At 33.1% G+C, this 19,565-nt stretch carries 13 protein-coding genes; 6 read left to right on the plus strand and 7 right to left on the minus strand.

What is annotated here, in order from left to right; genetic code table 11:
* Positions 1-175: 175 nt before the first annotated feature.
* The 6 genes from NLJ00_RS10260 to NLJ00_RS10285 form a co-directional block, all read right to left on the minus strand.
* On the minus strand, positions 176-589 hold the full coding sequence (locus NLJ00_RS10260) for an RrF2 family transcriptional regulator (protein WP_053470541.1): 414 nt from the start codon (positions 587-589) through the stop codon (positions 176-178).
* 81 nt (positions 590-670) lie between these two features.
* Entirely contained in the window at positions 671-1,486 is an 816-nt protein-coding gene (locus NLJ00_RS10265) for a TPM domain-containing protein (protein WP_053470540.1), read from the minus strand.
* A 3-nt stretch (positions 1,487-1,489) separates the two neighbouring features.
* On the minus strand, positions 1,490-1,927 hold the full coding sequence (locus NLJ00_RS10270; protein ID WP_053470539.1) for a TPM domain-containing protein: 438 nt from the start codon (positions 1,925-1,927) through the stop codon (positions 1,490-1,492).
* A gap of 60 nt (positions 1,928-1,987) precedes the next feature.
* Entirely contained in the window at positions 1,988-2,572 is a 585-nt protein-coding gene (locus NLJ00_RS10275) for a LemA family protein (RefSeq protein ID WP_256637108.1), read from the minus strand.
* Between the two features lie 34 nt (positions 2,573-2,606).
* Entirely contained in the window at positions 2,607-2,939 is a 333-nt protein-coding gene (locus NLJ00_RS10280; protein WP_256637109.1) for a MerR family transcriptional regulator, read from the minus strand.
* Positions 2,940-2,985: 46 nt separating this feature from the next.
* Positions 2,986-3,963 (minus strand): peptidoglycan DD-metalloendopeptidase family protein, encoded by a 978-nt coding sequence (locus NLJ00_RS10285; RefSeq protein ID WP_256637110.1) that lies wholly within the window; start codon positions 3,961-3,963, stop codon positions 2,986-2,988.
* 279 nt (positions 3,964-4,242) lie between these two features.
* On the opposite strand from NLJ00_RS10285, the gene alaS reads away from it, so the two are divergent.
* Complete coding sequence (alaS, locus tag NLJ00_RS10290; protein ID WP_256637111.1) at positions 4,243-6,879, plus strand: alanine--tRNA ligase; 2,637 nt, start codon at positions 4,243-4,245, stop codon at positions 6,877-6,879.
* A 307-nt stretch (positions 6,880-7,186) separates the two neighbouring features.
* On the opposite strand, the gene NLJ00_RS10295 is transcribed toward alaS, so the two are convergent.
* Positions 7,187-8,932, minus strand: coding sequence for an ABC transporter ATP-binding protein (locus NLJ00_RS10295; protein WP_053470533.1), 1,746 nt, complete (start codon positions 8,930-8,932; stop codon positions 7,187-7,189).
* 267 nt (positions 8,933-9,199) lie between these two features.
* On the opposite strand from NLJ00_RS10295, the gene NLJ00_RS10300 reads away from it, so the two are divergent.
* From NLJ00_RS10300 to NLJ00_RS10320, 5 genes are all read left to right on the plus strand, one after another.
* Positions 9,200-9,997, plus strand: coding sequence for a hypothetical protein (locus NLJ00_RS10300; protein WP_256637112.1), 798 nt, complete (start codon positions 9,200-9,202; stop codon positions 9,995-9,997).
* Between the two features lie 97 nt (positions 9,998-10,094).
* The gene (locus tag NLJ00_RS10305) at positions 10,095-11,051 is read left to right on the plus strand and encodes a GSCFA domain-containing protein (RefSeq protein ID WP_256637113.1); all 957 of its coding nucleotides are present in this window, start codon (positions 10,095-10,097) and stop codon (positions 11,049-11,051) included.
* Between the two features lie 230 nt (positions 11,052-11,281).
* Entirely contained in the window at positions 11,282-16,393 is a 5,112-nt protein-coding gene (locus tag NLJ00_RS10310; RefSeq protein WP_256637114.1) for a translocation/assembly module TamB domain-containing protein, read from the plus strand.
* Complete coding sequence (gene tamL / locus NLJ00_RS10315; protein WP_256637115.1) at positions 16,377-18,692, plus strand: translocation and assembly module lipoprotein TamL; 2,316 nt, start codon at positions 16,377-16,379, stop codon at positions 18,690-18,692. The genes NLJ00_RS10310 and tamL overlap by 17 nt, the downstream gene beginning before the upstream one ends.
* A 191-nt stretch (positions 18,693-18,883) precedes the next feature.
* Positions 18,884-19,513, plus strand: coding sequence for a DUF4230 domain-containing protein (locus NLJ00_RS10320; protein ID WP_180858564.1), 630 nt, complete (start codon positions 18,884-18,886; stop codon positions 19,511-19,513).
* The last annotated feature ends 52 nt before the right edge of the window (positions 19,514-19,565 follow it).

Below are 19,565 nucleotides of genomic sequence, written 5' to 3' on the forward strand. Positions count from 1 at the left end.
GAATTTCTATTTACAGGAGCAGAAAGCTCTGTTTGTTTATTTTGCAAAAATTTTGATACACCCGATGGACTAAAATGTACTTTCATGTTAAAAATTTTGTAAATGGTTAGTTAATTATTTTGTGTAAATATAAATATTAATTCTATCGATTTACTAGGAATTAGAAAATATTTTTTTATTTATTTACCAGTGAAGCTATTGTGATACCTTCCATAGCCTTTAAAGTTTTATCTCTAATAAGCATTAAACCGTGACGCAGACTGCATTCAGACTCGGTTTTACAATCAGAGCAAGGCTCGTAAAAATTTAAAGAAGCGCATGGCAAAAGTGCAATTGCACCGTCAAATAATCGGTGAATTTCTGCCAAAGTGATGTCATTTTTTGATTTTATCAGGTAATATCCGCCAAATTTTCCCTGCTTACTGCTCACAAAACGTCCTCGTTTTAGATCTAAAAGAATCTGTTCTAAAAACTTTTTAGGAATGTTAGCGCCATCAGCTATTTCTATAGTTCTAGAAATGTGATTTTCGTCTTGTTCTGCTAAATAAAGTAAGGCCTTAAGGGCGTATTTTGCTTTATGTGATAACATCTATATAATTAATTGTAAAATGTAAATGTATGAATTTAAACTTGAAACTGAAAACTGCGACTGCAAACTGTTTTTCTTTTTCTACCAGCTTCCGCCAGAACCTCCTCCGGAGAATCCGCCTCCGCCAAATCCACCGCCGAAACCGCCGCCTCCGCCAGATGAACCACCGCCAAAACCTCCAAATCCACCGCCGCTGCTTCTGCCAAGACTGCTTAAAAGGATTACATCCATCAGGCTTGGACCGCCGCCACTGCTGCCAGAATTTCCACCTCCTCTTTTGCCGCGGGAAAGTAAAATTAAAACAATTACAACAATAACGATAAATGGAAGTATAGGAAAGTCTTTTCCTTTAGACTGCTTGCGTTCGCCTTTGTATTTGCCTTTAAAAACATCAAAAAGTGCATCGGCACCTTTATCAAGTCCGCGATAATAACTTCCGGCTTTAAATTCAGGAATAATAATGTTTCGGGTAATTTCTCCTCCAATTCCTGCGGTTAAACGATCTTCTAATCCATAACCAGGCGAAATCCAGATTCTTTTTTCGGCTTTAGCCAATAAAATTAAAACACCGTTGTCTTCTTTTGCTTGTCCAATTCCCCATTCCTGAGCCCATTTTGGAGTAAGAATTCCAATATCTTCACCTTTTAAGCTTTCAATAGTAATGACTACAATTTGAGTGGAAGTTGAATCAGAATAACGAACTAATTTTTCTTCTAACTGCGTTTTTTCAGCAGCACTTAAAACATTGGCGTAATCGTAAACAGAAGTTTGAAAATCCGGTTTTTTAGGAATATCGAATTGAGCAAAAATGCTATTGCTGATAAAAAGCGTGATTAACAAAAGAGTAAACTGAAAAATTCTGTTGGAATTTAAAATTTTATTATTGGAATTTTTCATTATTTATCCTTTTGAGATTTCGTTAGATAATTCGTTTGTATCGTCTGCTAATGAAGGAAAATGCTTTTTTAGCTGTTCTCCGGCATTCAAAATACCGTCAACAATTCCCTGTTTAAAGTTACCAGATTTAAAATGATTAGTCATAATGTCTTTGGTACAATCCCAAAAATCATCAGCAACCAAATCATCGATTCCTTTGTCTCCGCAAATCACGAAGTTTTTATCCTCAACTGCAAAATAGAGTAATACACCATTTTTTAGTCTGGTTTCATGCATTCGCAATTCATGAAAAACTTCTAAAGCTCTATCATAATGAGCTTTAGAAGTTGTTTTTTCTATATGAACCCTAATTTCGCCAGAAGTATTATTTTCGGCCATGCGAATAGCTTCAACAATTTCCTGCTCTTCTGCTTTGGTTAAAAAATCTTCTACTTTTGACATGTGAAATATTTTAGAGTTTAGATTTGTGATTTTAGATTATTTTCTAAAAATATTAAATTCTTAGAATTTTACTTCAACTGGTTTGTCTGCTCCGGTAGAAGCCTCGAAGTATGGTTTTTCTTTGTATTCGCTCAGGAACCAGTTGTTTGGAATTTTTAAGATGTAACCATTATAACCTTGTACCGCTTCGTTAAAACGAGTTCTAGCCGTTAAAATTTGGTTTTCTGTACTTGCTAATTCGTCTTGTAATTTCAAGAAATTCTCGTTTGCTTTCAATGTTGGATATTGTTCAACAGAAACCAATAATCTTGATAAAGAAGAAGAAACACCACTTTGAGCCTGATTAAATTCTTTTAATTGCTCTGGAGTTACATTACTTGGATCAACAGTTACAGAAGTCGCTTTTGCACGAGCCTCGATTACTGCTGTTAAAGTTGATTTTTCAAAATCGGCAGCACCTTTAACTGTATTTACTAAATTCCCAATAAGGTCATTTCTTCTTTGGTAAGCCGTTTGTACGTTACCCCATTCTTTATTTACAGCTTGGCTGTATTGCAAAGCACTATTTTTAATTCCAATCGACCAAAATGCGATAATGGCAATAAATACGATAATAATTCCTACAGGGATTAACCACTTTTTCATATTTGTTTTGATTTAAGTTTATTTCTATTTTTAATTACAATTCGTTTTTGATGTCGTTCAATTGTGTTTTAATGGTCTCTAATTTACGTATTATTTCGAATTTATCTAATGTTTTCTTCTGACCTTCTTTTAAATGTGTTTTGGCACCTTCAAGAGTAAAACCTCTTTCTTTAACTAAATGATAAATCAATTGCAGATTGGTTACATCCTCTGGAGTAAACATTCTGTTGCCTTTGGCGTTCTTTTTTGGTTTCAGAATATCAAATTTGCTGTCCCAAAATCGTATCAAGGATGCATTGACATTAAAAGCTTTGGCAACTTCGCCAATGCTGTAATATCTTTTATCTTTTGAAAGCTCAATATGCATGTTTTTTTGTTTCTAATTTATTTCAAAAATAATACTTTTTGTAGTATTAATCTAATGACTGATTTTCCTGGTTTGCCATTTTCGAAATTGCCACGTATTCTGCCGCCGAAATATTACCATAATAGAAGTTCAGCGGGTTGACAACATTACCATCTTTATGTACTTCATAATGACAATGCGGGCCTTCAGATCTTCCTGTGCTTCCTACATACCCAATTACATCGCCGCGTTTGACATGTTGTCCGGGTCTGCAGTTGTATTTGCTTAAATGCGCGTACAAACTCTCATATCCAAAACCATGCCTGATCACAACATGGTTCCCAAAGCCCGAAGCTGTGTTGTCAGCCCTTGCCACAACGCCGTCTCCGGTGGCATAAACAGGCGCTCCTGTGTTGGCAGTAAAATCCATTCCGTTGTGCATTTTTCGCACTTTCGTGAAAGGATCGATCCTGTATCCAAAACCAGATGCAACACGTTTCAAATTTTCATTTCGCACGGGCTGAATTGCCGGAATCGCTAACAATAAACTTTCTTTTGCACCGGCTAATTTCAATATTTCATCTAATGATTTCGACTGAATCGCCAATTCTTTTGAAAGTTTATCGACTCTTTTTGTCGTATTCAAAACCAGCTGCGAATTGTTATAACCTTCTAATGTTTTATATCTTTCAGGATTTCTAAAACCTGCTTTTCTAATAGAATCCGGAATTTCGGCTTTATTAAAATATACTCTGTAAATATTATTGTCACGTTCTTCTAAAGCCTCTGCGGCAGCGTCGATTTCGTCCAGTTTTTTATTCAAAATTGAATATTGCAGCTTTAAATTTTCAATTTCACGTGCCTGTAAACGATCTTTTGGTGTTTCAAAATAAGGAGTGTTAATTAAAAGTACAAAAACTAAAAATCCAAACAATGCCGAAGCCACTAAAAACAGTAAAGCATAACCGATTTTGATTCTTTTTCTGGTTTTTATTTTTGTATAAGCCAGATTTTCTGAGTCGTAATAATATTTTACTTTCGCCATATTTTAAAATACGCTATTTTTGCAGCTTGTAAAATCAATTAGTCGAACAATAGTGCTAAATGTTTCAATTGTTGACGGCTTTTTTACAAGAACAAAATAATTTGATAATTTGGGGGAATTACATAATTATATAATGCGCAAAATAGGGAATTTATTGTTGAAAAGCATAAGTTTTAATTTTCGATTTTAAAATTAACGCATTATTAATTTGAGATTATTTCTAATTATCACATTATCAAATTGACACATTTGTAAACAGATACATTTTCTAATTTAAATATGAAATCACAAGACGTACGTAAGCAATTTTTAGACTTTTTTAAAAGCAATGGACACCTTATTGTTCCATCGGCTCCAATCGTTCTTAAAGACGATCCAACCTTAATGTTCAATAACTCGGGAATGGCCCAGTTTAAAGAATTTTTCTTAGGGAACGGAACTCCAAAAAGTCCAAGAATAGCCGATACGCAAAAATGTCTTCGTGTTTCAGGAAAGCATAATGACCTTGAAGATGTAGGTTTTGATACGTATCATCATACTATGTTTGAGATGTTAGGAAACTGGTCTTTTGGAGATTATTTCAAAAAAGAAGCTATCAACTGGGCTTGGCAGCTTTTGACAGAAGTTTATAAAATCCCAAAAGAAAATCTTTATGTTTCTGTTTTTGAAGGAAGCAAAGAAGACAATGTTCCTTTTGACCAGGAAGCTTGGGATATCTGGAAAACTTTAATTGATGAAGACCGAATTATTCTTGGAAATAAAAAAGACAATTTCTGGGAAATGGGAGATCAGGGACCTTGCGGACCTTGTTCTGAAATTCACGTTGATTTACGTCCGGAAGCTGAAAAAGCTTTAGTTACTGGAAAAAGTTTGGTAAACAACGATCACCCGCAGGTAGTTGAAATCTGGAATAATGTATTCATGGAATTCAACCGTAAAGCTGACGGATCGTTAGAAAAACTTCCTGCACAGCACGTTGATACCGGAATGGGATTTGAGCGTTTGTGTATGGCTTTGCAAGGAAAAACATCAAATTATGATACCGATGTTTTTACACCGCTTATTGAAAAAGTAGAACAAATTACAGGTTTAAAATATACATCTGATGAAGTAAAAAACATCAGCGAAGAACAAAATAAGACCAACATTGCAATTCGTGTTATTGTAGATCACGTTCGTGCGGTTGCTTTTGCAATTGCTGATGGACAATTGCCATCAAACACGGGAGCTGGATATGTGATTCGTAGAATTTTGCGTCGTGCAATTCGTTACGGGTTTACATTCTTAAACACAAAAGAACCTTTTATTAATAAATTGGTAGAAGTTCTTGCAAACCAAATGGGAGAATTTTTCCCTGAAATTAAATCGCAGCAGCAATTAGTTACCAATGTAATTCGTGAAGAAGAAGCTTCTTTCTTAAGAACTTTAGATCAAGGTTTACAATTGTTGGAAAATGTAGTTACAGAAACTACAGGAAAAGAAGTTTCTGGCGCTAAGGTTTTTGAGTTGTATGATACGTTTGGTTTTCCAAAAGATTTGACTGCTTTAATTCTAAAAGAAAAAGGTTTCTCTTATAATGAAGCAGAATTTGAAGTTGAATTGCAAAAACAAAAAACACGTTCTCGTGCCGCTTCTGAAGTTTCAACAGAAGACTGGAATGTTTTGATTCCTGGAAATGTAGAAACATTTGTAGGTTATGATAAAATTGAAAACGAAGTAAAAATTACTCGTATCAGAAAAGTTGATTCTAAAAAAGATGGTATTTTGTACCAAATCGTTTTAGATAATACACCTTTTTATCCAGAAGGTGGTGGACAAGTTGGGGATAAAGGAACATTGGTTTCGGCAAACGAAACAATCGAAATTATCGATACCAAGAAAGAAAACAACTTGATTTTGCATTTTGCAAAACAACTTCCTGAAAATGTAGAAGCAGGTTTTGTAGCAAAAGTAAATACAGATTTAAGAACTTCAACTTCAAAAAATCACTCGGCTACGCATTTAATGCATTTAGCTTTGAGAAGCATTTTAGGAACACATGTTGAGCAAAAAGGATCGTTGGTAAATCCAAATTATTTACGTTTTGACTTTTCACATTTCAGTAAAGTTTCTGATGAAGAGATTAAACAAGTTGAAGCTTCTGTAAATGCTCAGATTGAAGCGCAATTGCAGTTGGTTGAACATAGAAATATTCCAATTCAGGAAGCATTGGATAAAGGCGCAATGGCTTTATTTGGTGAGAAATACGGCGATAATGTTCGTATGATTGAATTTGGTGATAGTAAAGAATTATGTGGTGGTATTCACGTAAAAAATACAGCAGAGATTTGGCATTTCAAAATTATTTCTGAAGGTGCTGTTGCGGCTGGAATTCGTCGTATTGAAGCAATTACGGGCGATGCGGTGAAAAACTTCTATCTAAACCAGGAAAATACATTGGCAGAGATAAAAGAAACGCTTAAAAATCCACAGGATATTTTGAAATCTGTTGCTTCACTTCAGGATGATAATGCTAAGTTGAAAAAACAAATTGAGCAGTTGCTTAAAGAAAAAGTAGGTGCTTTAAAATCAGAATTGGAGAAAGATTTCCAAGAGGTAAACGGAGTAAATTTCCTTGCTAAACAAGTAGACTTAAGCATGGCTTCTACGAAAGATTTAGCTTCGGCTTTAGGAAGTTCAAAACCAGATTCATTTGTTTTTTTAGCTTCTGTTGAAGATGGTTTACCAAATATTCACTGTTATATCGCTAAAGAATTGGTTGCAAGTAAAGGCTTAAATGCTAATGTAGTAATCAAAGAATTAGGAAAATATATTGACGGAAATGGAGGAGGACAGCCTTTCTTCGCATCTGGAAAAGGTAAAAATGCTGCTGGAGTTGTAGAAGCTTTGGCTAAGGCAGTTGAGTTTGTGAAATAAGATTCTAAGTTGCTGAGATACTAAGATTCTAAGTTTTTTATTCATATAGTAAACCCGACAGGTTTTAAAACCTGTCGGGTTTTGTTTTTTTGCCACAGATTAAAAGGATTAAAAAGGATTTTTCTATCATTTATGTCATTTCGACGAAGGAGAAATCGCACTCGTAAATCCGCAAAGTAAGTCGCCAATCTTTGTCGATAAACTAGTGCGATTTCTCCTTTAGTCGAAATGACAAATAGTACGTTTAATCAAGTGTTTTAATGAAAACTTAGAATCTTAGTATCTCAGCAACTTAGAAACTCAAAAACTATTTTCGTTCCCCAATTTGCTGACGCCACATAGCATAATACAAACCTCTTTCAACAATTAAATCATCATGTTTACCTTGCTCGATGATTTTACCTTGTTCCAGAACAAAAATTCTATCAGCGTGCATTACAGTTGATAAACGGTGAGCAATTAAAACCGTGATTCTGTTTTTATCAGATATATTTCTAATTGTCGCATTAATTTCTTCTTCGGTAATAGAATCCAGAGCAGAAGTTGCTTCATCAAAAATCAATAAATTCGGATTTCTAAGAATCGCTCTGGCAATAGATAAACGTTGTTTTTCTCCACCCGAAACTTTGATTCCGCCTTCACCAATTGTAGTGTTTAAACCATCTTCGGCACGTTTAAGAAGTTTATCACAGCTGGCTCTTTTTAAAGCGTCGTATAACTCTTCGTCAGTTGCATTTGGTTTAACGAATAATAAGTTTTCGCGGATTGTTCCAGAGAATAATTGTGCATCCTGCGTTACAAAACCTAATTGTTTTCTTAAGTCTAGTAAATCAATTTCTGTAGAATCAATATCATTATAAAGAACCTGACCTTCAGCCGGAGTATACAATCCAACTAATAATTTAACCAAAGTTGTTTTTCCGGAACCAGACGGGCCGACAAATGCAACAGTTTGGCCTTGTTTGATTTCAAAATTGATATTTTCAACCGCTTTGAATTTTGCTGTTTTATGCTGAAAACTTACATTCGAAAATAACAAAGACTGAATTGCTCCAACATGTTTTGGATTTTTTGGACGGAATTCTTTTGGAGCGCTTAATAGTGTTTTAAAGTTTTCCATTGAGACTTTAGTTTCATTCAAAGCAATAATGAAATTTCCAAGTTCCTGAAGCGGACCAAAAATAAAAAACGTAAAGAATACCATTGTCAGCAAATCACCCACAATAATTTTTCCTCCAAATAAGAAATAATACAAAGTAAAAACAACGCAAGTTCTTAAAAAGTGAACTGTTGTTCCCTGAATAAAACTCAAACTTCGAATAAATCTGATTTTTTCTAATTCTAATTGCAGAATTTTAAATGTGTTTAAGTTCAAACGTTTCTCTTCTTGGTACGTTAAACCAAGACTTTTTACCAATTCGATGTTTCGTAAACTCTCTGTTGTAGAACCTGCCAAAGCATTCGTTTGATTGACAATTTTTTTAGAAACAATTTTGATTTTTTTACCTAAATAAGAACTTACCAAAGCAATAATTGGAGCTGTAATTAAAAAGATAAGTGAGATTCGAAAATCAATTCGGGCAACATAAAGAATTACAAAAATGAATCCGATAACGGTTTGAAAAATCAAAGAAATCGAAAGCGTAATTAATTTTTCAGAATCAGATCGAACTTTGGTTAACTTACTCAAAGTTTCACCGCTTCGCTGATCTTCAAATTCGGCATAAGGTAAATCGAGGGATTTTTTAATTCCGTCGGTATACATTTGAGCACCAGTTCTCTGGATCACAACATTAGTGAAATAATCCTGGAAGTTTTTGGTAATTCTGGAAATCATCGCAGCACCAAGCGAAAGTCCAAGCCAGAAAGAAAGAGATTTGATAAAACCAGTTGGATTTCCTTCGTATTTGTGTAATCCAACACCGCAATCCTGCATTAATTTACCGGTAATAATAGAGTCTGATAAACTGAAACAAATGTTTATGGAGGCCATAATCAAAGCAAAAAGCAAAAGCATTTTGTGTTTGATTATATAAGAATATAATAATTTCATATAGAGTATAAAAAAATGGAAGATGCAAAAGTAAGCAATAGTTTGTCTTGATGGAGTTGATTTTTGTTATTAAAAATGTAAATTTTTAATTAATATTTTTATTCCTTAAAAATATAATTGAAGAAATGAATGAATTATGAATCTCGAAGTTTTTTTAATATAAAATGTTTTTGAAAGCAGTACTGAAAAGAAGAATTTGTACAATTGACTTTTGTCAATATTTATTTATAATTTATTCTATATTTGCCACTTTAAAATACGATACATATGAAAAAAATACTATTTTTTAGTGCTTTAGCATTAATTTTTGCATCATGTTCTGGTGATGATAATTCTTCACCTTCCTCTGAAGATAATTCAACTTTACCAAAAACAATTTCATACATATATCCCAATATACAACTGGGAACAAATAAAAAAAGTACCCTTGCGTTTAACGGAAATAAAATTGTAAACAGCATTACACCTGCTTCAAAAACGGTATATACTTACAGTGGAGATTTAATAACAAAACAAGAAGTGTTTGATATAGATCAACAAGGAAAAGAGACCAAAGACAAAGAAGTTGTATATGCTTATGAAAATGGAAAATTAAAGACAAGAATCTTTAAAGAAGATATAACTACCGAATATCCTGATGGACAATATATAGAAAAAACAGTTTATACGCATAGTAATAACGAGCTAATTTCATATATAAATTATTCAGTAGATAAAAATACAAAAGTCGAAACTAAAAGCAGAGAAGGTAATTTGACTTATAAAGATGGTAATCTTATAAAAGAAGTGAGAAAAGTTAATTCAGTGACAACGACAAGAGTTTATGATTACGATACAAAAAATAATCCTCTTAAAAATATTACTGGGTTTAATTTATTACTAAATGAAATTAGTGATCTAGGGAAAAATAATATTGTAAAAACTACCAGAACGTCATCTGAAAATTCTAATACAGCGGTTTATTTAACAACCTATACTTATAATGAAAGCAATTATCCTTTAAAGCATACTTCATTTGATGGAGGAGGCACAGCAATAGAATACGAAATCGAATATACTTATTAGTTTTTAAAACTTGAAAAATTTACAAAAACCAAATACTTCATGTATTTGGTTTTTTTATTGGTAAAAATTGGTGAAATTCGTGTTTAAATAATATGCCATGCAATTCAGAACCCAAATTCCAATTTCAAAAAGTAACAATCCAATCGATTATAATTCGAAGATACTTTCTGTAGGTTCTTGTTTTGCAGAAAATATGGCCGAGAAATTTGATTATTTCAAGTTTCAAAACGAAACAAATCCGTTTGGAATTATATTCAATCCCGTTTCAATTGAAAAATTGTTTAGCCGGGTTTGTAAAGAAGAATTGTTTACAGAAAAAGATGTTTTCTTTCACAACGAACGTTGGCATAGTTTCGAAGTTCATTCAGATGTAAGTAATGCTGACCGACAAGAATTATTAGAAACACTCAACAAAGCCGTTACAGAAACCAACAAAAAACTAAAAGAAGCCACACATATCATTATTACATTTGGAACTTCCTGGATCTACAGAAATATCGAAAGCACTGAAATCGCTGCCAATTGTCATAAAGTTCCTCAAAAACAATTTTTAAAAGAATTATTATCAATTGAAGTAATTCAAAAAAGCATTCAAAACACAGTCGATTTAATTCAGACTTTAAATCCAGAAATCAATTTGATTTTCACGATTTCGCCAGTACGCCATATCAAAGATGGTTTTGTAGAAAATCAATTAAGTAAATCACATTTATTTTCAGCGCTGTATTCTGCGTTAAATAGGGAACACTTAAAACTGAACGCTGAATACTTTCCGTCCTATGAAATCATGATGGATGAACTTCGCGATTATCGTTTTTATAACGAAGATATGCTGCATCCTAACCAAATCGCAATAGATTATATCTGGAAACTTTTCAGCGAAAATTATATTTCACAAGAAAGTATTTCAACAATGCAGGAAGTAGATGAAATTCAAAAAAGCCTGCGTCACAGAAGCTTCAATCCCGAATCAGAACAGCACCAAAAATTTCTTGCCAAACTTCAGCAAAAAATGAATCTTTTAGAAGAAAAGATTTCCCATATTAAATTTTAATTTTCATTAAGCACAAAACGTTCTTATAAAATATTTAAGCATAAAAAAACTTTGTGTCTTAGCGCCTTCGTGGCTAAAATTCAAAAGTAAGAAATTAACTATTTTACAGTGAAATTTTAGAATAATTCCCAATAATTATGTAAATTGTTAAAGGTTTAAATTTTCCATTTTTGTAAGATGTATAACCATGCTTTTTTCAGAAGCAATTAAATCCTGTATTTTATTGATCTATGAATAAGAAACCAATTTATTACGTAAAAAAAACACTTCGTGTACTATTATGGTGCGTGGTTTCTGTAGTTGCACTTTTATTACTTCTTATTATATTAATTCAGGTTCCTTCTGTTCAAAATTTCACCAAAGACAAAGCGATTTCGTATCTCCATAAAAAGATAAAAAGCAAAGTCTCATTAGATCATATTTCTATCAAATTCCCCAAAGATGTAGTTCTGGAAGGTTTTTATTTTGAAGATCAAAAAAAAGATACTTTGCTGGCAGGTAAACGTTTAGAAGTTGATGTTGACCTTTTTAAACTCGTAAGCAGTGAACTCGAAATCAATTCTGTTTCGCTTGAAAATGTAAAAGCCAATATTTACCGAAATAAAGACGGCGTTTTCAATTTCGATTATATAATAAAAGCATTCGAATCAAAAGAACCAAAAGTTGAAGATCCAAATGCTAAACCATTTAAAATATCAGTTGTAAAAGTAAATCTGGATAATATCAAATTTAATTTTAAAGATGATTATTCTAAAAATGACATTGCCGTAAAACTGACGCATTTCGATACTAAATTCAATAAGTTCGATTTGGATAAAATGGATTTTGATATTCCGAATATCGATTTAAATGGATTAAAATTAGTTTTAAATCAGGATGTTGTGGAACAAATTGCAGTTGTTTCGGTAAAAACCGTAGATACAATTTCAAAACGCAAAGACTTCAAATTAAAACTGGGAAAAATCAGTTTGTCAAAAATTGATGTTGCTTATGACAATAAAGATTCAAAATTAGATTCGGGAATAAAACTCGGAAATCTGAATTTATCTGTAAATGAAATCGACTTAAACAAACAACTTTTAGATTTCGATACTTTCGAATTAAAAAATCTTAGCGGAAATCTGCGTTTAGGAGTAAAAGATAAACAAATACAAACTCCAAATTTAGATACAACAGCGATAAAACAAGCAGGCTGGAAAGCAAAACTAAATAAAGTCAACATACAAAACATTGCTTTTAAATTTGATAATATGCAATCGAAACCAACTTCAATAGGAATCGATTACAGCCATTTAAATCTAAGTAAATTCAATCTTGAAGCCGAGAAATTATATTATGGTAACAATATTATTTCGGGCAATATAAAATCACTGGCAGCAACAGAAAAAAGCGGATTGAACATTCAATCTTTAAAAACAGATTTTTTCTACGGTCCAAAAAATGCCTATTTAAATAATCTGTATTTAAAAACACCGCAAACCCTTGTAAAAGATAAAATTAAGGTAGAATATAAATCACTCGAAGCACTTCAAAAAGATATTGCAAATCTTGCTGTCGATGCTAATTTAAAAGATTCGAAAATAGGGTTTAAAGACATTTTGTTATTTGCTCCCGATTTACAGAAAACAAATCCTTTTAAGAGTAATCCAAATGCTGTTTTATACATAAACAGTCGTGTGAGCGGAAAAGTAAAAGATTTGAATATTCCGAAATTCGAAATGAGCGGAATTGGAACTACAAAAGTTTCCCTTTCGGGAAAAATAACCGGACTGCCTGATGCGCAAAAAGCATATTATGATTTAGATATCAAAAAAATTGCTACGACTTCTAAAGACATAAATACGTTTGTACCAGTCGGAACTATTCAGAAAAATATTCAGCTTCCATCACAAATAAACCTGCAGGGAAAATTTAAAGGTTCAGTTCAGAATTTTAAAACCAATCTGGCTTTAAACAGCAGTTTCGGAAACGCAAAAGTTGATGCTTTATTCGATCAGCGTGTTAAGAAAAAAGAGAAATACGATGCAACGGTTTATTTACTTGATTTTGATTTAGGAAGATTAATCAAAAACGATTCAATTGGAAAAATTACGCTTAAAGCGAAAGTAAAAGGAAATGGTTTAGACCCGAAAACGGCAAAAGCAGAATTGGACGGAATTGTACAGAAAGCGGTTTTCAACAGATATACATATAGAGATTTAGCTTTAAAAGGAAATATTGCAAACGGTTCATTCGCAGTAAAATCCGGAATGCAAGACCCGAATTTGAACTTTGATTTAGTTGCAAGCGGAAATACACAAGAAAAATATCCATCAATAAAATTAAAATTAAACCTTGATATTGCCGATCTGGAAAAACTAAATCTTCATGCCGGACCAATGAAACTTCGCGGTAATGTTGATGCGGATATTGCGAATAGTAATCCGGATTTTTTGAACGGAAAAGTATTTCTTTCGAACATTCAGATTTTACAGGATAAAGAACCAATCGTTTTAGATTCCGTTCGTGTGATTGCTTTTTCAGATAATACCCGAAACAATATTAAAATATCTTCTCAGTTTTTAAAAGCTGAGGTTGATGGAAAATACAAATTGACCACTTTGACAGCAGCGATAAAAAAATCATTGTCAAAATATATCGATTTAAAAACTCCAAAAGCAAACGGAGAATCTGACGAGCAGCGTTTGGCTTTTACATTAACTGTTGATAACGATCCGATTCTTTTTAAACTGATTCCGAAACTGACAGGTTTAGAGCCAATTAAAATTACCGGAAAATACAATAACGTAACCGATTCTTTAGAAATAAGAGGAACAATTCCAAGAATCGTTTATGCAGAAAGCACAATTGCCGACGGAAAAATTAATATTGAAGCCAAAGAAAATGCTTTAGAATATTCTGTTTCTATTGCCACTATTGAAAGCGGTTCATTAAAAATTCCGTTTACCAGTTTATCCGGAAAAGTAGAAAATAATATTTTGACTTATGCGCTTGAAGTTCAGGATGCAAAAGAGAAACAGCAATATTTTATAGCAGGAGAATTTAAAGCAGAAGATTCTAAAAACATATTTAAAATCGATGCCGAAAACTTCATTTTAAATTATGATAAATGGAATATTGATCCTGAAAATGCAATTGAATTTGGAGACAAACGATTATACGTCAATAAATTTTTCCTGAATAATAACGGAAACGAATTAAAAGTTCAATCGCAGGGAACGCAAGATAATGCACCGTTGCAAGTCGATTTTGTAAACTTCAAAATCGAAACCATTATGAACATGGTTAAAAAAAATAAACTGTTAATGCAGGGTTTAATTAACGGAAATGCTGTTGTTGAAAATGTCATGACAAACCCAACTTTTACTTCTGATTTAAAAATTGATGATTTTGCTTTTAGAGGAGATGCAGTTGGCGACATTGAAATAAAAGTAGATAATAAAACCAATAATTTATTAAATGCAAATGTGGCATTAACCGGAGAAGGAAATGAAGTAAACCTGACCGGAAATTATAAAATGGACGATGGAAACCTTGATTTAAATTTAGATATCAATAAATTGTATATCAAAAGTATTCAGGGTTTTACAATGGATAACGTAACAGACGGAACGGGATATCTATCGGGAAATTTTAAAGTTGCAGGTAACGCATCAAGTCCAAAAATTGCGGGTGAATTAAATTTTAACGATGCCGGTTTTAGAATCACACAGCTGAATTCCTTCTTTAAAACAGATAATGAAAAAATCACTTTTAATAATGATGTAATTACGTTTGATAAATTCACGCTTAATGATGAAAACGACAACGAATTATCTGTAGATGGAACGGTTCAGTCCCCTGATTTCAAGAGCTATAATTTTGATTTAGTTGTTACAGCAGATGATTTTAGAGCGATACATTCTAAAGAAGTTGATAACGATTTGTTTTATGGTGATATGTTCCTGGATACCAAACTAAATATTACAGGAAATCTGGACAGCCCGGTTGTCGACGGAACAATTAAAATCAATAAAGAAACCAAGTTTACGGTTGTAATGCCGCAGTCAGATCCATCTATTGCAGATCGTGAAGGAATTGTAGAGTTTGTTGATGAAGATAATATGTACCTGAAACAAACTGTTGAGCTGCAAAACGAACTGAATCAGTCTGATGTAAAAGGAATGGACGTGAATGTAGCCATTTCGATTGATAAAGAAGCAGAATTGACTTTACTTATTGATAAAGGAAACGGTGATTATTTGAAACTGAAAGGTGAAGCTGAATTAGTTGGCGGAATCGACAAATCTGGAAAAACAACTTTGACCGGAAAATACGAGTTTACAGATGGTGCGTATGAAATGAATTTTAACGGAATCCGAAGAAAATTTGATATTCAAAAAGGAAGTTTTATCACCTGGAACGGTGAACCTACAATGGCAAATTTAAATATTACGGCAATTTATAAAGTAAATGCTGCGCCAATCGATTTACTCGGAAATCAGCTTGGCAACGATGATTCAGCTGTAAGAAATACATACAAACAAAAACTTCCGTTTCAGACTTTACTGAAAATGAAGGGAGAATTAATGAAGCCGGAAATTTCTTTTGGAATTGTACTTCCGGAAGGAAATTACGATGTTTCTTCAGATGTGGTTGAGCTTACACAAACCAAGCTGAAACAATTAGAACAAGATCCGGCAGAACTAAATAAACAGGTTTTTGCACTTTTATTATTAAACCGATTTGTGGGTGAAAATCCGTTTGCTAGTGAAAGCGGCGGTACAAATGCAGAATCTTTAGCAAGACAAAGTGTGAGCAAAATTCTTTCGCAGCAATTAAACAATCTGGCGGGTGAATTAATTAACGGATTTGAAGTCAATTTTGATTTAGAATCAACAGAAGATTACACTTCAGGAACGATGCAAAACAGAACTGATTTGAATGTTGCCGTTTCTAAAAAACTGCTTGATGACAGATTAAAAGTAACTGTTGGAAGTAGTTTTGGCGTTGAAGGTGCAGAACGCGCGAACGAAGAAAGTACGAATATTGCCGGAGACGTAGCACTCGATTATCAGCTTACAAAAGACGGACGTTATATGGTTCGTGCTTACAGAAAAAATCAATATCAGGTAGCAGTTGAAGGTCAGGTTGTAGAAACGGGTGTTGCTTTCATCATTACGATGAGTTACAATAAATTCAGAGAGCTTTTTCATCGATCAGAACAAGAAAAGCAAATGATACGTGAAGAAAAAGTCCGTAAAGAGAAAGAAAAACAAAAAAAGAAAGAAGCAAAAGAAAAGGAAAAATTAGAAGAAGAGCAGCAGGAAAATCAAATTGAAGGAAATGAACAAAAAACATAATCATATAGAAAATCAATATATAAAGTATTTTGTACTGTTCTGCCTGTTTTTTGTTTTAGGCTGCAGTAATACTAAATATCTGCCAGAAGGCGATTTGCTTTACGTTGGCGGTTCTGTAAAAGTCAAAGATTCTTTAATAAAGAAAAAAGAAAGAAAAGCACTTGAAAAAGAATTAGAAGATTTATTACGTCCAAAACCAAACAAACAAATTTTAGGATTACGTCCTAAATTATGGATATACAATCTTGCCGGAGAGCCTAAAAAACAAAAAGGAACCAGATATTGGCTTCGAAATAAAGTAGGTGAACCGCCTGTACTTTTCAGTAAAGTCGATTTAGATTATAATGCTTCTGTTTTAAGAAATTTTACCGAAAACCGAGGTTACTTTAAAACCCGTGTCAGCGCCGATTCAACCGTTCGAAACAAACGAGTTACGGCAGAATATACCGTTATTCCTAAAAAACAATATATCATTAAAAGCGTGACTTTTCCTGATGACTCTTTGGCAATGTCCAGAATTATAGGAAGATCAAGCCGAAGAAGTTTATTGAAAGTTGGAAAACCGTATGATTTGGACGTTATAAAAGCCGAAAGAGAACGAATTGACGCCAGACTTAAAGAGAAAGGTTATTTCTATTTTAACCCAGATTATCTTTTAGCTCAGGTAGACAGCAGTAAAGGCGATCACGAAGTAAAAGTGAGAATTGTAATAAAGCCAGATACGCCGCCAAAAGCCCTTACAGCGTATAAAATCAATAATATTTATGTGTATCCCAATTATTCACTTTCGAATGACAGTGTGGTTTATAGAAAAAGAGATATTACAAAATACAAAGATTTTACAATCATCGATACAACTGAAACCTTTAAGCCAAGGATTTATGATCGAACGATATATTTTAAAAAAGGAGATTTATACAATAGAAAAGATCATAATTTAACCTTAAACCGTTTTGTAAATTTGGGAACATTCAGCTTTGTAAAAAATGAATTTAAACCATCAGACAGTATTCCAAAGACTTTAGATTCGTATTATTACTTAACGCTTCTGCCTAAAAAGTTTATTAGGGTTGAGGTTTTAGGAAAAACTAATTCAGCCAGTTATACAGGGACAGAAGTTAATCTAAACTGGAATAACCGAAACTTTTTTAAAGGGGCGGAACTATTTACAGCTTCTGTTTTTGGCGGTGCCGATTTCCAGCTTGGTGGAGTTAACAAAGGGAAAAATATTTATAAACTGGGAGGAGAAGTTAGTTTGACCTGGCCGAGATTTATATCGCCTTTTAATATTCAGGGAAACAGTGAATATGTGCCAAGAACCAAAGCGACACTACGATATGAATATCAAAAAAGAACACAATTGTATGCGTTGAATTCCTTTAATGCCTCTTTTGGATATTTATGGAAAGAAAATATAAGGAAAGAACATCAGTTAAATGTGATCGATGTTACGTATGTAAGTCCAAATCATGTTACGCCCGAATATTTAGAAGATATTCAGGATGATCCGGCTTTAGAGAAAGTAATTGAAAAGCAATTAATTTTTGGCCCGACTTACAGTTATACGTATACAAACACGATGCAGAAACGACGAAAAAATACGATCTATTTTAATGGAGAATTAGATTTGGCGGGAAACATAACGGGATTAGTTACAGGAGCAGATTATCCAAATAAAGTAAAAACCATATTTGATGTTCCGTTTAGCCAATATGTGAAAATCAAATCAGATTTTAGGCATTATTTGAAATTAGGAAAAGAAAGTGAATTAGCTAGTCGATTAATCGTTGGTGCTGGATTTGCTTATGGAAATTCAAATACATTACCTACATCAAAACAATTTGTAGTAGGAGGAACCAATAGTATTCGAGCCTTTAGAGCCAGAACTTTAGGGCCGGGAAGTTATGTGATTCCGCCAACGACAAATAACAATTATACGCCAGATCAATCGGCAGATTTAAAACTGGAATTCAATACAGAATATCGTGCAAAATTATTTAGTGTTATAAGAGGCGCTTTATTTATAGATGCAGGAAACATTTGGCTCTTAAATGCAGATCCTAATAAACCCGGAGCTGAGATCTCAAAAGATTTTATGAAAGAGCTTGCCATTGGAGCAGGAGCAGGATTGCGTTTCGATTTGTCGTTCCTTGTTTTAAGAACTGATTTGGCTTTCCCTCTTAGAAATCCAGCTCTTCCAGACGGACAAAGATGGGTAATTGATGATATTAATTTTGGAAGCGGACCATGGCGAAAAGACAACCTGATTTTGAATATCGCTATTGGATATCCTTTTTAGAAAAAGTTTTGCCACGATTTTTTTTTGCCACGAATTTCACGAATTTCACGAATTTTTTTGAAGATGCTTAATTTATGAATTGACCAATAAATACAAGGCATAGAATTAGTGAAAATTAGTGAAATTCGTGGCAAAAAAACTTTAGTCACCTTCAAAAAAAAGAAGTAAATTCGTCTAAATATTTTACAGGAATGCAAAACTTGATCAAAAGAATTATTAGTATCGGTATTACTATTTTAGTCATTGTTCTGGCTTTTAAATACTGCCAGTTTAAAAAAGATGACGACTCTACAATTGATTATAATACCAATTTAATTCAGCAGCAAATTTTAAATGTTGGAAAACTGGTTGTCACCGAAGGACATTTCTCTGAAGTGATTACTTATAAAAATCAGCAGAAGTATTTGATGGATATGATTTCATTTGAAAAAAAGGCACTTATTGTGGTCAATGCCAATGTTACCGTTGCCTACGATTTGCATAAAATGAAATACGATATCGACGAAAAAAACAAAACCATCACAATTCTAAATATCCCAAAAGAAGAAATCACAATTAATCCTGATATTCAGTTTTATGATGTCGAACAAAGCAAACTGAACCCGTTTACGGGCGACGATTACAATAAAATCAACAAATCGGTAAAAGCCAACCTGGCTAAAAAAATCGAAAAATCAACCCTAAAAACAAACGCCCAAAACAGATTAATAAGCGAGCTGTCAAAAATCTTAATTATGACAAATTCAATGGGTTGGAAATTACAATACAACGGAAAAACAATTGAGTCTGAGACTGAGTTGAATCAGGATTTGAAGCTGTAGAGGTTTGCCACAAAGGCGCTAAGACGCTAAATTTAAAGTAATGATTAATCTT

Source organism: Flavobacterium panici (assembly GCF_024499525.1).
GTDB classification, from domain to species: Bacteria; Bacteroidota; Bacteroidia; order Flavobacteriales; family Flavobacteriaceae; genus Flavobacterium; species Flavobacterium panici.

What these genes read in the sequence shown, in the direction of transcription:
- NLJ00_RS10260 (WP_053470541.1), bottom strand. Translation starts at nt 589, where the DNA reads ATGTTATCACATAAAGCAAAATACGCCCTTAAGGCCTTACTTTATTTA.
- NLJ00_RS10265 (WP_053470540.1), bottom strand. Translation starts at nt 1,486, where the DNA reads ATGAAAAATTCCAATAATAAAATTTTAAATTCCAACAGAATTTTTCAG.
- NLJ00_RS10270 (WP_053470539.1), bottom strand. Translation starts at nt 1,927, where the DNA reads ATGTCAAAAGTAGAAGATTTTTTAACCAAAGCAGAAGAGCAGGAAATT.
- NLJ00_RS10275 (WP_256637108.1), bottom strand. Translation starts at nt 2,572, where the DNA reads ATGAAAAAGTGGTTAATCCCTGTAGGAATTATTATCGTATTTATTGCC.
- NLJ00_RS10280 (WP_256637109.1), bottom strand. Translation starts at nt 2,939, where the DNA reads ATGCATATTGAGCTTTCAAAAGATAAAAGATATTACAGCATTGGCGAA.
- NLJ00_RS10285 (WP_256637110.1), bottom strand. Translation starts at nt 3,963, where the DNA reads ATGGCGAAAGTAAAATATTATTACGACTCAGAAAATCTGGCTTATACA.
- alaS (WP_256637111.1), top strand. Translation starts at nt 4,243, where the DNA reads ATGAAATCACAAGACGTACGTAAGCAATTTTTAGACTTTTTTAAAAGC.
- NLJ00_RS10295 (WP_053470533.1), bottom strand. Translation starts at nt 8,932, where the DNA reads ATGAAATTATTATATTCTTATATAATCAAACACAAAATGCTTTTGCTT.
- NLJ00_RS10300 (WP_256637112.1), top strand. Translation starts at nt 9,200, where the DNA reads ATGAAAAAAATACTATTTTTTAGTGCTTTAGCATTAATTTTTGCATCA.
- NLJ00_RS10305 (WP_256637113.1), top strand. Translation starts at nt 10,095, where the DNA reads ATGCAATTCAGAACCCAAATTCCAATTTCAAAAAGTAACAATCCAATC.
- NLJ00_RS10310 (WP_256637114.1), top strand. Translation starts at nt 11,282, where the DNA reads ATGAATAAGAAACCAATTTATTACGTAAAAAAAACACTTCGTGTACTA.
- tamL (WP_256637115.1), top strand. Translation starts at nt 16,377, where the DNA reads ATGAACAAAAAACATAATCATATAGAAAATCAATATATAAAGTATTTT.
- NLJ00_RS10320 (WP_180858564.1), top strand. Translation starts at nt 18,884, where the DNA reads ATGCAAAACTTGATCAAAAGAATTATTAGTATCGGTATTACTATTTTA.